At 45.6% G+C, this 13,017-nt stretch carries 11 protein-coding genes; 4 read left to right on the top strand and 7 right to left on the bottom strand.

The genetic code is table 11. The features are described from left to right. Positions 1-146 precede the first annotated feature (146 nt). Together ACUTVW_RS01730 and ACUTVW_RS01735 are read left to right on the top strand one after the other, a co-directional pair. On the top strand, positions 147-1,160 hold the full coding sequence (locus ACUTVW_RS01730; protein ID WP_445644197.1) for a Gfo/Idh/MocA family oxidoreductase: 1,014 nt from the start codon (positions 147-149) through the stop codon (positions 1,158-1,160). A 29-nt stretch (positions 1,161-1,189) separates the two neighbouring features. Further along, the gene (locus ACUTVW_RS01735) at positions 1,190-2,173 is read left to right on the top strand and encodes a Gfo/Idh/MocA family protein (RefSeq protein ID WP_445644198.1); all 984 of its coding nucleotides are present in this window, start codon (positions 1,190-1,192) and stop codon (positions 2,171-2,173) included. A gap of 19 nt (positions 2,174-2,192) precedes the next feature. On the opposite strand, the gene ACUTVW_RS01740 is transcribed toward ACUTVW_RS01735, so the two are convergent. The 3 genes from ACUTVW_RS01740 to ACUTVW_RS01750 all read right to left on the bottom strand — a co-directional run bounded on the left by ACUTVW_RS01740 (position 2,193) and on the right by ACUTVW_RS01750 (position 4,866). Next, a complete protein-coding gene (locus ACUTVW_RS01740) occupies positions 2,193-3,017 on the bottom strand; it encodes a MurR/RpiR family transcriptional regulator (RefSeq protein ID WP_445644199.1) in 825 nt (274 codons plus the stop codon). Between the two features lie 120 nt (positions 3,018-3,137). Beyond that, the gene (locus ACUTVW_RS01745; RefSeq protein ID WP_445644200.1) at positions 3,138-3,971 is read right to left on the bottom strand and encodes an ABC transporter permease subunit; all 834 of its coding nucleotides are present in this window, start codon (positions 3,969-3,971) and stop codon (positions 3,138-3,140) included. Next, the gene (locus tag ACUTVW_RS01750) at positions 3,964-4,866 is read right to left on the bottom strand and encodes an ABC transporter ATP-binding protein (RefSeq protein ID WP_445644201.1); all 903 of its coding nucleotides are present in this window, start codon (positions 4,864-4,866) and stop codon (positions 3,964-3,966) included. The genes ACUTVW_RS01745 and ACUTVW_RS01750 overlap by 8 nt, the downstream gene beginning before the upstream one ends. Before the next feature lie 353 nt (positions 4,867-5,219). Here ACUTVW_RS01750 and ACUTVW_RS01755 point away from each other — a divergent pair, with 353 nt between their 5' ends. Both ACUTVW_RS01755 and ACUTVW_RS01760 read left to right on the top strand, forming a co-directional pair. Then, positions 5,220-7,055, top strand: a complete 1,836-nt coding sequence (locus ACUTVW_RS01755) for an HSP90 family protein (RefSeq protein ID WP_445644202.1) — start codon at positions 5,220-5,222, stop codon at positions 7,053-7,055. Then, positions 7,055-8,110 carry a hypothetical protein gene (locus ACUTVW_RS01760; protein ID WP_445644203.1) on the top strand — a complete coding sequence of 352 codons (1,056 nt, stop codon included), beginning with the start codon at positions 7,055-7,057 and terminating at the stop codon, positions 8,108-8,110. Before ACUTVW_RS01755 ends, ACUTVW_RS01760 begins: the two co-directional genes overlap by 1 nt. Positions 8,111-8,181: 71 nt before the next feature. Here ACUTVW_RS01760 and ACUTVW_RS01765 read toward each other — a convergent pair whose 3' ends face one another. From ACUTVW_RS01765 to ACUTVW_RS01780, 4 genes are all read right to left on the bottom strand, one after another. Next, on the bottom strand, positions 8,182-10,425 hold the full coding sequence (locus tag ACUTVW_RS01765; protein ID WP_445644204.1) for a serine hydrolase: 2,244 nt from the start codon (positions 10,423-10,425) through the stop codon (positions 8,182-8,184). A 49-nt stretch (positions 10,426-10,474) separates the two neighbouring features. Continuing rightward, positions 10,475-11,254, bottom strand: a complete 780-nt coding sequence (locus ACUTVW_RS01770) for a DUF3169 family protein (protein ID WP_445644205.1) — start codon at positions 11,252-11,254, stop codon at positions 10,475-10,477. Further along, positions 11,238-11,465, bottom strand: a complete 228-nt coding sequence (locus ACUTVW_RS01775) for a helix-turn-helix transcriptional regulator (protein ID WP_445644206.1) — start codon at positions 11,463-11,465, stop codon at positions 11,238-11,240. The genes ACUTVW_RS01770 and ACUTVW_RS01775 overlap by 17 nt, the downstream gene beginning before the upstream one ends. 171 nt (positions 11,466-11,636) lie before the next feature. After that, positions 11,637-12,941 carry an MFS transporter gene (locus tag ACUTVW_RS01780; protein WP_221787882.1) on the bottom strand — a complete coding sequence of 435 codons (1,305 nt, stop codon included), beginning with the start codon at positions 12,939-12,941 and terminating at the stop codon, positions 11,637-11,639. Positions 12,942-13,017 lie beyond the last annotated feature (76 nt).

The raw sequence follows: 13,017 nt of genomic DNA on the forward strand, positions 1-13,017 counted from the left end.
TTAGCAAGAGAATGAAATTGAATTTCATACTCAGTTCGACTTGAAATCAATTTGCGCATGATGCTGCCATTCTCGTCCTGAAATATTCTCCACCTAATTTGGTCGTGGTAACATTACACTCAACCAGAGAAGAGGAGTGATCTGTCATGACCTTAAATATAGCGATCATTGGATTTGGGAATGCAGTAGTGAATTATCATTTGCCTTACCTGGATAAAAAAGAAAATATCAAGGTGAAAACGATATACCGCCGGGAGGAAGATCGAGTTGGCGACACAGAGCGTGAATCACTCTATTCCGAGATTGTTTTTTCGACGAGTATTGAAGACATATTGCAGGATGATGAAATTGAATTAATTGTTGTCGCCACCCATGTGGATAGCCATGTAGAGTACGCCAAGCTGGCATTGGAACATGGGAAACATGTGCTTGTGGAGAAACCATTTGCCTCGACTTCTGCGGAAGCCAAAGACATTTTTGAACTAGCTAATCGCAAAAACCTCATCGCCATGGCGAATCAAAATCGCAGATTTGATGGTGACTTTCTGACATTGAAACACGTGATTGAGAGCGGAGAACTGGGAAATATTGTTGAAATTCAGTCCCACTATGATTATTTTCACCCACATTATAGCAGGAACGGATTTGGAATGCTGCATGGTTTGGCCGTGCATACCATTGATCAGTTAATTTCCATATATGGGGTGGCTGACCGAATTGTTTATGATGTTCGGAGCTTGATCGCGCCGGGTGAATCCGATGATTATATCGATATTGATTTTCGTTATGGACGAATGAAGGCCACGATCAAGTGCAGTCTGCTTGTTAAGATTGAGCACCCGAAATTCGTTGTACATGGGGATCGGGGAAGCTTTGTCAAATATAGCAGTGGACATCAAAAGAAAAATGGGGGAGGACGAACCAGGGTATCCATCGAAGCTGAATCGGAGGATAACTGGGGAACAATGAGTTATATAGACGATGAGGGAATATCACATACAGAGAAAGTTCCTTCGCAAGCAACGGATTACGGCATTTTATACGATCGACTGCTTCATGCCATTCGACATTATGATGATAAACCGGTCAAAGATGAAGAGGTTTTGTATGTATTGGATATTTTACATGATGGGGTCGAAGCGGCAAGAAAAGCTGACTGAACCATCAACGACAGGAGCGAAACGATATCATGAACATAGCAACCATAGGTACAGGTTCCATCGTAGATGCCATTTTATCCGCGATTAATGAACTGGACGATGTCATCGTCACTGCGATGTACTCCCGCAGGAGAGAGACAGCGCAAGAGCTTGCAGATCAATATGGGATAAGTACAATCTATACAGACCTGGAATCCTTATTTTCAGACCAAAATGTAGATCTCGTTTATATTGCTTCACCGAATAGCATGCATTACGAGCAGGCTCTTCAGGCCCTTCAACAGGGTAAGCACGTTGTGTGTGAAAAACCGTTCACGTCCACGCTACAGGAAGCGGAAACGCTGATTACACTTGCGAAGAAAAAGAACCTGTTGTTGTTTGAAGCGATCTCCAACATTCATTTGCCAAATATTAAAGTCATCGAGGAGCAATTACCGAGACTTGGTTCGATCAAACTGATTCAGTGTAACTACAGTCAATACTCGCGCAAATACAATGATCTTCTCGCGGGACAGACACCGAACGTATTTAATCCCGAGTTCTCTGGTGGAGCGCTGATGGATATCAACATTTACAATCTGCATCTGGTTATGAGTTTGTTTGGCAGTCCGAACACCGTATCGTACACGGCGAATCAGCATGAGAACGGCATTGACACATCAGGAGTTGTGGTCCTCAAGTATCCAGAGTTCATTGCAGAATGTGTAGGTGCCAAAGATACGAATGGCATGAACTTTGTGCTCATTCAGGGTGAGAAGGGTTATCTTCAAGTTGTAGGGGGAGCGAACGGTTGCCGGGAGATCCAGCTTCAGATCGGAAAAGAGCCTGCTGAGGCGTATAATGCCCAGACCAAATCCAATTGGCTCTATTATGAGTGGGAAGCGTTCAGAGACATCTATGTGGCTGGTGATTACAAGCGTTGTTATGAACTTCTGGAACACAGCCGTTCTGTAATGAACGTACTTGCCGAGGCTCGCAAGCATGCGGGTATTGTATTTGCAACGGATAAATGATTAATGATAAATTTCAATCTCAGTAGTTGTCGCTGATGCTCGCCATATACAGCATATCGAACAGATACAGTACCGAGACCATCGAAGACATTTTGGATAGCCTCAATTGTTCGTTATAACCATAGGTTAGCAGCGTTTCATCACAGTGTCTGGACAGCGTTGAAAGATTGTTTCTGGTCACCGCGATGACGTTCCGTTGCTTATTTTTCAATACTTTGGCGACTTCAATCATGGATGAGTTTTCTCCCGTATGGGAAATGACAAAAGACAGGATGAATTGGTTGGAATTCATCGTGTTCAAATAATGCATGTTGGGACCATTGTGCGCTATCGCCGCAATGCCGAGTTCATTCCATTTGGCACATGCTTGCTGTGCCAAATAATAATTCATGTCACTACCGTAGATATCGATACGTGCGGATTCTTTGACCCAATTCGCGATTCGTACTAAAACAGGAGCGTTTAACATACTCCGGGTAGCATCCAGCGCCTGTTGATACAGGTACGGAACCGAGTCGATAGCGGCCAACACATTGCCTTGTTCTGTAATTGCATGATCCGGCGTCCGCAATGAAGAAGGAGATTGTTGATATTCGAGCGCAAGCTTTAACTGAAAGTCTGGGTACCCTTTGGTACCCAGCTTTTTGCATAGGCGAACAATGGTGGACGCGCTTGTATAAGTCTGTTGAGCCAAATCATGGGCTGTAGAATGGAATACAACTTCGGGGTTGCTCAGGATATAGTCCACAATATGCTTCTCCTGTGCCATTAGTGGTGAAGCATATTTTAATTTTTGATATAGGCTGTATTCCATGCTGTTTGTTCCATTCCTCTCTATAATCATCCATGATTACACGTCTCCACATCATAACTTGCGTTTGTTTATTTCTCAATCAGCACAACCAAGCGAAAGTGTATCTATTGACTCCTTCATACACAGACCGTATAAGCAGATGACATTGACTCAAATCTGGCTTTCCGCAAGTTGCTGACGCCGATTCCAGACCGTTACGAGGCGGAGTAAAATAAAGCTCATGAGCAGCATCACTGCACCAGTGCCCAGCAGCATCGATGGCCCGATCATTAACATGCCGGTGGCCTGACCAGCAATCAGGGCAACCAGAGGCAGGACAACAAGTCCGCCAAGCTGGTAGGCTTCCTGAAATCCTCGTACTTTAGCCGAGATGAGTACATTCAGCAGTATAACAGCTAAACTGCATGTCGGAACAACCCAGAGAATCAGAATGATCCAGTTCCAATTCGGGAACATCAGTGTGCCGAATATCGGGTACATCAGGATGTTGGCTAAGACGCCATAGATTATGAATGTCACCCAGGATAACAACAGTGACGGAATGAGAGCAGCCAGTACCTTGCCTTTGAAGAGTGTGCTCATGCTCATGGGCGTAAACAACAATCCTTCCAGTGTCTTACGTTCCTTCTCACCAGCGAAACTGTTGGCAGTGAGGATACTGGAAGCCATCACGGGGATGATGAGAAACAAGGGAGCCAACATGTACAATCCAAGAAAATAAACAATGCGTTGATTGTCCGTGGTCATGGCTGCCATGGAGGGCATCTGTCCGCTTTGGATTAGCTTGTCTAAGGTTTCCATGATCACATTTAAGTTACTTATTGAATGCAGATTGATTCGTGATGCTGCCCATATCAGAGCGGATGGAACAATGATTCCGATGATTAACGGTACAATCAGCATGGGCAGCCAGAGCTGCACGCTGGATGTGACAGAACGGATATCTTTACGAATGAGTGCACGTAACGCTTGAGAATTATTCATGTACAGTCGCCTTCCTTATCGCAAAATAGATGTTTTCCAGATCATTGCCTTCAATTCGTGCCTGGTAAACCTGACCACGCTCGGTTAGCTGCCGAAGCAGCAAGGGAATATGCTCACGAGAAGAAAGTTGAAACGTTGCTGTATGCGCTGTAACCGTCTCTGGCGAATAAGTTCCTGTCTCCCAGCCATTTGGCATATCTGCTTCGACCTCTAGCAGAGGTGCAGATTGATAACGTTGGATGATCTCCTGTTCAGTCCCCTTTTCAACCACACGCCCCTTTTTCATAAAAATATAATGATCACACACGGCGGAGAGTTGAGTCAGCACGTGTGAGGAGACGAGAATCGTCAAGTTCTGCTCCGTATTTAACTGACGAATAATGCGAAGCACCATCTGGATTCCGTCAGGATCAAGGCCATTGGTCGGCTCATCGAGAAACAGAATCGAAGGACGGTGCAGCAGCACCCGGGCAAGACCCAGACGTTTTTTCATCCCTGTGCTGTAGGTGCCGACTTTGCGGTGCTGGTAATCCTGAATCTCAAGAAGCTGCACCAACTCGTCAATGCGTTTATTTGCTTGCTTTAGACCAAAGGCATCCGCGAAAAAAAGCAAATTATCTCGCCCACTCATATTTTCGTACAAACCGCTTTGTTCGGTCAGAGTACCGCAGATCGCCAGTACCTTTTCCGTTTCGCGTGACGTATCCATACCTTGGATAGTAACCTGCCCGCTGTTTGCGCCCAGAACTCCGTTCATGATACGAATGAGGGTTGTTTTACCTGAGCCGTTTGGGCCAATGAGTCCGGTTATGCTTCCTTGTTGAATCGTAAAGCTGACATCCTGCAGTGCCTGCTGCTCCCCGAAATGTTTGTTTATATCCCGTACTTCAATCATGTAGAATCACCGTCCGTTTTCTGAGTTTGATGATTATACGTGCAGCTGTGTTAGAACGTTCAATGTAAGACTAAAGAAATATATCTTTGCTTCAATAGTCCCGAGAGCATAGTGCATAATTCCCCGGGGAATTTCAACAAATCGGGTCTAAGGTTTGTTTTTTTGGCAAGCTGTACAAGGTATCCTTAAAAAGAAGGGTATTGTGGCCGTTTCAATGTTAACGAAAATGGAGTAATAGAGTATAGGCCGATATATACATAATGAATTCGTCTAACACATCCGTATATCCAGTTTAAATGCAGTAATGCTGCCTGATGATTGTGCTTAGACCCAGAGGAAAGGTGAAGTGATTCATGAGTACACCAAACGAATATCGCTTTCAGGTGAACCTGAGCGGAATGATCCAGATTTTATCGAATCATCTATACAGCAGTCCAAAAGTTTTCCTGCGTGAGCTTATGCAGAATGCGACAGATGCGATCACGGCACGCAAGGAAGTGGAGCCGGGATATCAGGGAGAAGCACGAATCGAGCTGACAGGAACCGGAGATCAATTAACGATGATGGTGGAGGATAACGGAGTTGGTTTGACTGAAGCGGACATCCATGAGTTTTTGGCTATGATTGGACAATCCTCCAAGCGTGGTCAACAGGAACTGCTCGATGGCGAGACATCATTTATTGGGCGTTTCGGAATTGGTCTATTGAGCTGTTTCATGGTGAGTCATGAGATTGTCATGCTGACTCAATCGGTTAAGGGCGGGCCTTCCATGGAATGGAGAGGTAAACCGGATGGTACATATACGATTAGACAGCTGGACACGCAATTGTCTCCCGGAACAAAAGTATATCTGCGTTGTACGCCGGACGCGGCTCACTACTTTGAAGCGGAGTATGTGAAGGAAGCTTTATTTTATTATGGTGCGTTATTGCCTTATCCGGTCACGCTGATTCATGACGGAGTGCAGTCTGTCGTCAATCAGGATTCTCCGATCTGGTTAACACGTCCAGAGCTTGCTCGTTCCTGTCGTGCGGAAGTGCTTGCTTTTGGTGAACGTCTGCTGGGGGAGAAGTTCCAGGATTTTATCCCGCTGACAACGGCTTCAGGGCGCACGGGAGGTATTGCGTACGTACTGCCACATGCGGTGAATCTGAATGCCAAGCGCTCTCATCGGGTGTACCTGAAGCGCATGCTGATTTCGGAGAAAGCCGAGAACATTTTGCCGGAGTGGGCGTTCTTTGTGAAATGTTTGATCTGGACCGATGAATTACAGCCAACAGCTTCAAGAGAGCATTTTTATGAAAATGAAAAGCTGGAAGAAGTGCGCTCCGAGCTTGGAGACGCCCTGCGGATGGGACTGGCGGAGATGGCTGAGCAGCAGACTGAGCGACTGCAGAAGCTGATTCGTCTGCATGCCCTTTCGATGAAGGCACTGGCTGTACAAGACCAGGAATTCTACGCGATGATTCACCGCTGGTTGCCCTTCGAGACCACGAGAGGACATCGGGAGCTGGGTGAGCTAATTGAAGAAGGAGAGACGCTGTATTACACCGGATCGATTGATGAATACCGTCAGATTCACCATGTGGCTTCAGCACAGTCGATGCTGGTAGTCAACGCAGGTTACATTTACGATAAAGAACTGATGGCGATGCTGCCTGTTATACAGAACCATGTAGAGACCGAGCGAATTCAGCCAGATGAAGTATCGATGACTTTCACGGATGTTGCACCGGCTGAGCGTAACCAGTACTATGATGCGCTGCGACTGGCAGATTCGGCATTACAACGTTTCCGCTGCCGCGCAGAAGTGAAAGGGTTCAAACCCGCTGACTTGCCGGTATTGTTCACCCTTTCGCAGGAATCATCCACGTTACGTGCGTTGGAGAAAGCGAGCGAAGAAAGTACAGACTTATTTTCCTCTGTTCTCGGTTCGTTGTCTTCAGGTATTCATTCGACAGGTTACTCGACGCTGTATCTGAATGTGAACAATCCCATCATTAAACGGGTGTTGACTTCGCCTGATAATCAGATGACACCGATTGCTATTGAAATGTTGTATGTTAACGCACTGATGATGGGACATTACGCCATGAACAAGCAGGAACTCGAAGTGTTGAACCAGGGAATTGTTCGGTTTATTGATTGGGGTTTACGCGCAAATACGAATCATGAGGGAGATGCCTGATGAAGACAGAGATGGATTTTGAAGATTTGATGGAAGAGGCCTATCAGCTGCCAAATGGTTCCGCAAAGCTCGGTTTTTTGGAGGAAGCAGCGCGGGTGGCTGATGTTAATGGGATGGTTGAGGAGGCGTACGAAGCACGCTCAGAGATTGTGGATGTTGCCACCTTCTGCGGGTATCCGATGAAAGCTTTGATCGCTTTCTCCTGGCAACTTGGCAAGTTCGACCAGCAGCCAGAGATGTATGATGAAGAAACGTTATTGTGGTCGTACAAATGGATTCTCGGCAAAATGCCCGATTTCCCGGAAATTTCACGTGAGAAGATCATGGAGCTCTTGGAGGACTTCGGAGCACGTTTCAAGTCCTATGGCTACAGTGAGCGTTCTTATTGGTATTACCGTTTCCGCATCTTTATGGATTTTGGAGAATTGGAGGAAGCGGGACGTAGTTATGACAAGTTCAGAATGTTAGACCGCGACTTCATGAGTGACTGTGAGGCGTGTGAGCAGGATGAGATTATGCGTTATTTTATGTTAAAAGGAGACGACGAGAAGGTGCTGGAAGCTGCGAAGCCTATTCTCAAAGGCCGCATGAGCTGTGCGGAGATTCCACATCTAACTTTGTCGGAAATTCTGATGCCGTTGTATCGTCTTGGACGGACGGAGGAGGCCAATAAACATCAGGTCAAGGGATACCGATTGATCAAGGGTGAGAACGATTTTGTACAGAGTTTTTCCGAGCAGATGGAGTATCTTACACTTACGAATCCTGCCAAAGGGATTGATATCCTCGAAGAAACACTGGTACTCGCAGCAGATCATGAAGATGCGTATGCCAAAATGATGTATTATGCGAAGGCCGCTCCGTTATTGCGGCGCTGGACTGAAGAAAAGGACTCAGAAGGCTATCGCCTGCGTCTGCCGGCTTCCTTCCCGTATGAGGGAGATCCGGGAGACTTGCTCAAGCTCGCAGATTATTTTGAAACGTATGCCAAGGCTACTGCAGTCAAGTTTGATCAGCGCAACGGAAACACACATGTATCTTCATTAATTGCATAAATTAAAAGGCTTGTTCGTGAAGGATAAATCCTTTCGAACAAGCCTTTTTGTTGTTTATTTGTATAGCATAATTATTGGACGGATGTTGCTGGAAGAGCACTTTCTGTTGCTCGATTAGGCGCAATCTCAGGTTTGATCTCTGGCGTCGCGGCTTCTTTAGTGATCTCCTCAGCTCCTGCCTGCTCTGGTTGCTGTGATTGCTTTGGCTGCTGTGCAGCTATCAATTCAGCGACGATGCGATCGGTCGGCTGTGTGATTAATGCATACATGATAGCAGCGTGTTCCTGACGAATGAGAGGTTTGCGTGAGAGGTAATCTGCAGCATTGTCCTCCAGCATTTTGACCTCAGGGCCGTAGATACCCAGCTTCACCATCATTTGTACTGCAGGAACAGCCCAAGCATCGGTGTGCCCTGCAAGTTTAACGTCCTTGAACAGTTCGCTTGGATACTGTAGCTGAAATACTCTCCATATCATAACTGCTGCTTCTTGCCGAACAATGGCTTGATCCGGTTTAAACTGTTTCTCGTCTGTACCTGTGATCATACCCATTTCATACGCAAGCTGGATGTACCCAGCTGAGGCATGACTGGACCAGTCGGTGTCAGCAGGCGGAGATGTTTTGCTAGGCTTGAGTCCACTTAATTTGAGAATATCCTCGATAAATTCCGCACGAGTTACAGTTGTTTTAGGCATGAAAGACTGGTTAGCTTCATTTTCGAAATATCCAAGCGATTGCAAGCTATGGATCGCTTGGGCATAAGGGTTGCTCTTTTGAACATCCAGGAAGCCTGCCGCTTTTTTTCCTTTTTTGGCATACCCGAATGGGTTGAGATACGGTTCTCTCATATAGGTTGTTCCATCTTCGTAGGTTTTGAAGGCTGTGAATTGTCCTGTTAATTCATCCGTGAACAGATTGTCTTCCACTTGAGTCAGCTTACGTTCACCCAGATACGGATCACTAATGTTTAATTGACTGGACGTTTCTCCGTCAGTCTGCAGTTTACTTATGAGTGCACTGATCCTAAGGTCAGCATAAAAACCGTTGAAACGTTGCAATTCTTCCGTAGATTGTGGTGAATATTCTTTGAATTGTACCGGTTTAGCATACTGCGGGAAGAAGTCCTGAATAAAGGCTTGGTAGAGCAGATTACGAAGAGCACCATTCTGATTATAAGTCAGGAAGACACCTGTGTTTTGCTCAGGAATAAAAAATAGATAAGAGCTGTAACCTGACAGGTCGCCTGCTTTGGTAATTACTTTGGAACTGCTTCCCGCCCCTGGAAGTTGGAATGGAGCTTCGAATCCGTATGTGGTATCCGGCAGTAACGGATGAATAGAAGAGCGATACTGCTCCATGCTTTTCACGGTTGCAGGTTTCAAAATCTGCTGGTTATCTTTCTTGCCGTCATTCAGGAAGGCAATCATAAACTTGCCAATGTCATCTGCGGTAGACAGCATGCCACCTTGAGGCAATGGATTTGGATCAATGAAGTACAGATCAACCGGCTTGTGTGCTGCATCATAACCTGTGGCCAGTTGCTTTTTAAACTTTTCATTCAGCATAAAGCTGCTGTTGTTCATGCCCAGCGGTTTAAAGATATGCTCCTGCATGTACGTCTCAAACGGCTCGCCGCTGACATTCTCCACAATCAACCCGAGTAGCAAAAACGAGAAGTTATCATACATGTAGGCGCTACCAGGCTTTCGCACAACAGGAGGCATGTGCTGCTCGGCGTAATCCTCCATTGTTATGTACTTGTCTTGGTCTGTGTGGATGTCTTCCGGCTGTGGATCACGGATTTCGAATCCGGTGGTGTGTGTTAACAGATGTTCTACGGTTACTGGCGCATCGAATGGATTCTCGAAGTGCAAACCCTTCACATAGGTCTGAAAATCAGTCTTCAGGTCGACCTTGCCTTGCTCCACAAGCTGCATGACCGCAGCGGCTGTGAAGGTTTTGGAGACAGAGGCGACACGAAAAGCGGTATTCTTCGGATCGACAGGTGTTTTTTTGTCCAGATCGGCATAGCCGTATCCTTTTTCAGAAAGAACTTGACCATCCTTCACAACGACAACAGATGCACCAACGTAATGGGGTTTGGTTTCAGCTGAGGCGAAGAACTTATCCAGAAAAGCATTAGCCGATTCGGCATTCAGTGTTACAGGCTGCTTCGAACCGTCAGAGTCAGGGGCTGTTACCCCTGTCTGAGCCTGAACCTGGGGAGCCCAGAGGCTGAGAGAAAGAACAAGTGCCACACATGAGCTGGTCAGGGCGCTCCATTTGGACCGGGTATTTCGATTGAATAAATGCACGCAACCACTCCTTTAGTCATTATTACCAAAATAGGTAGTTCACTGTGTATTACTGCTTCTGAGCACGATAAGTTTCACGAAAATAAACGCCGATGTTGACGATCCAGATAACGGACAGCAATACGATCGGAAAAGCGGCAAAGGTAAACAGTGCAGAATATAACACCAACGCGGCCATGCCAATGCCAAGCAGGAGGTTCATTGTCTGAAACGAGCGATAGGCTGCACGATACACAATCCATTTCTCGCCTTCATCAAGCTTTTCGAAGTGATCTTTTTTCATGTTACGGGAGTTCAGATCCAGGGAGCGATCAGGGAAATAACGGTTGTAACGTTTGATTGTCACGCTCTGCAGGACAACAACGATGATTACAGCGATGCAGGCGGCGACCAAATTTCCAAGCGTAAACAGATTGGTAGACTTGGGCAAGTCTCTACTCGATGCGTATAACGACAAGGCAAGGGCGACCCATGCAAATGAAGCGATGACACTGAACGAACTGAGCATCATGGCACTTCCAAGTGAACGTTCAGCAGGAGACATCAGAGCGTGATGTTCTTGCATGTCATCCATGTCATCTTCCTCGGGAGGGACAGAAGGTGTACGAGCCAGACTAATGCTGTTCCAGATCATCGTAACCAGCACGACAAGGGCAACAAGGGCAAATAACAGGTCGTAATCATAATAAACGGACAGCGTCCAGTTCATATCAGAGGGAAGTTTGGTGAACATAGCTGAGGAAATAAATCCGACAACGGCACCGCCAGCAGCATAAAGCGGAAGGCGCATTCGTCTCTTTTTGGATGAGGAATTAGCGGTTTGATTCATGGGGTTCTCCACCTTTCAATTCAAATATTTTTTCAACAGATTCGCCGAACACCTGGGCTATTTTTAATGCCAGAACAACCGAAGGAGAATAGTCTCCGCGCTCAATTAAAGCGATCGTCTGACGGGATGCCCCGATGAGCTTCGCCAGCTCTGCCTGGGACAAACGGTCTCTGGCTCGTAACTCCCGAACGTGATTGTGTAATTCTTCCACGTACTCACCTCCATGAATACAATGTATATGATAATCGACTAAATGTAAAGTATAATATACAAAATGAATATGATTGTTTACTTTTAAAGATGATGAAAGAACTCGAATAATCGTAAAAAAGAGCCTCGAAAGGCTCTCAAATGTTTATTTGCGTCTATGGATAGATATTGCTTAAGAGGCATCTGCAAAGGAAGTGTTTGGATTGCGTTTGGCCTCTGCTCGAAGTGACATTCGAAAAAAGAAAAGGGCTCCCAAACCTGCTGTCAGGTATAAACCGGCCATCACATATGAAGGGAAGAGAGCTCCTATTGCTAGGCCAAGACTTCCCAGCAGAGCGGCAACATTATAGCTGAGTCCATCAGCTGCCAGGTATGCCGCGCGGTTTGAATCGGGAATGATGCCGGCTAGAAGAACCTGACGCACAGGTGAATACATAAGCTCCCCAATGGTGAACAGTACAGCAGAAGTTATAAGCAACCATGCCCAGTTACTGAAAGCCAGAACGACAAAACCAGAGGTATAGAGGAGCATTCCGGCTGTTATGATCGTTTTGGAACTGATGCGTCTGATGTACTTGCCGAATGGAATGGCAATTAAGGCAACCATTACTGTGTTGATGATCATGACTATGCTGAACATGTGAAGGCCCGATATATGAAAGCCGAGAAATTCTGAAGCAAATTCATTTTTTAACCTTACGGCAATATATTTATCCAACTGGAATTCAAGGGCAACTGCAAGAACGGTTGCTGTAAAAAAGACCATAAAACGTTTATCGCGAAGTATTTTTTTGTACGTGTTTAACATGTTGTTTTGTAAAGCTGACTTCAATTGTCCAGAGGGTTCAGATGGTGGAGATACAAATGGGTCATTTGCTGAATTAATTGAAACGTAATGTTTATTTACCATTGTTTCATGAATTAGAAATAGTAGAATTAGCAAGGTTACGATACTTTCCGCACATACCAGACTAAACAGCAGAAAACGAAATGATTCAAATAAAAGGCCTCCCAGCAATGCACCGAAAGTTATGGCTACATTGGTTGTCCAGTACTGCAAACCATAGATGTAATGACGTTCCTGCTCACTGCTTACATCAACAATCATGGCACTTGCAATCGGAGCGGTTATCCCTGAACTGATGCTGCTAAGTAGAAACATAAGACATGTAAGTGTGACAGAATTCATCCAGGGTGAATTGGCAGCTGCGAGCCAGAATAGAGAAAATACCTGCAGACTTTGGGCGATGACCATCAGTTTTTTACGTCCCATTCGATCAGACAAGTATCCAACACCAAGTCCCGCCAGCATGGAAGCAGCAATATTAACGGTCAGTAGGAGCCCTGCCCATCCAACGCCAATCTGTATACTCAGATAAATCCCCATAAACGGAAGAACAGTCTTTTGTGTCAGATCAGTAAAAAAATCAGTAACAATTCGAATTTTAATATTCGAGTGCAAATCAGTAAATTTCATAGCAAGTATGTCTTCCTTCCTGTGGTCATGTTGATGTTATCGAGTATAATAAAATAAAACCGGAAGAAAAACTGTA

Source organism: Paenibacillus sp. TSA_86.1, assembly GCF_052691815.1.

What these genes read in the sequence shown, in the direction of transcription:
- ACUTVW_RS01730 (WP_445644197.1), top strand. Translation starts at nt 147, where the DNA reads ATGACCTTAAATATAGCGATCATTGGATTTGGGAATGCAGTAGTGAAT.
- ACUTVW_RS01735 (WP_445644198.1), top strand. Translation starts at nt 1,190, where the DNA reads ATGAACATAGCAACCATAGGTACAGGTTCCATCGTAGATGCCATTTTA.
- ACUTVW_RS01740 (WP_445644199.1), bottom strand. Translation starts at nt 3,017, where the DNA reads ATGATTATAGAGAGGAATGGAACAAACAGCATGGAATACAGCCTATAT.
- ACUTVW_RS01745 (WP_445644200.1), bottom strand. Translation starts at nt 3,971, where the DNA reads ATGAATAATTCTCAAGCGTTACGTGCACTCATTCGTAAAGATATCCGT.
- ACUTVW_RS01750 (WP_445644201.1), bottom strand. Translation starts at nt 4,866, where the DNA reads ATGATTGAAGTACGGGATATAAACAAACATTTCGGGGAGCAGCAGGCA.
- ACUTVW_RS01755 (WP_445644202.1), top strand. Translation starts at nt 5,220, where the DNA reads ATGAGTACACCAAACGAATATCGCTTTCAGGTGAACCTGAGCGGAATG.
- ACUTVW_RS01760 (WP_445644203.1), top strand. Translation starts at nt 7,055, where the DNA reads ATGAAGACAGAGATGGATTTTGAAGATTTGATGGAAGAGGCCTATCAG.
- ACUTVW_RS01770 (WP_445644205.1), bottom strand. Translation starts at nt 11,254, where the DNA reads ATGAATCAAACCGCTAATTCCTCATCCAAAAAGAGACGAATGCGCCTT.
- ACUTVW_RS01780 (WP_221787882.1), bottom strand. Translation starts at nt 12,941, where the DNA reads ATGAAATTTACTGATTTGCACTCGAATATTAAAATTCGAATTGTTACT.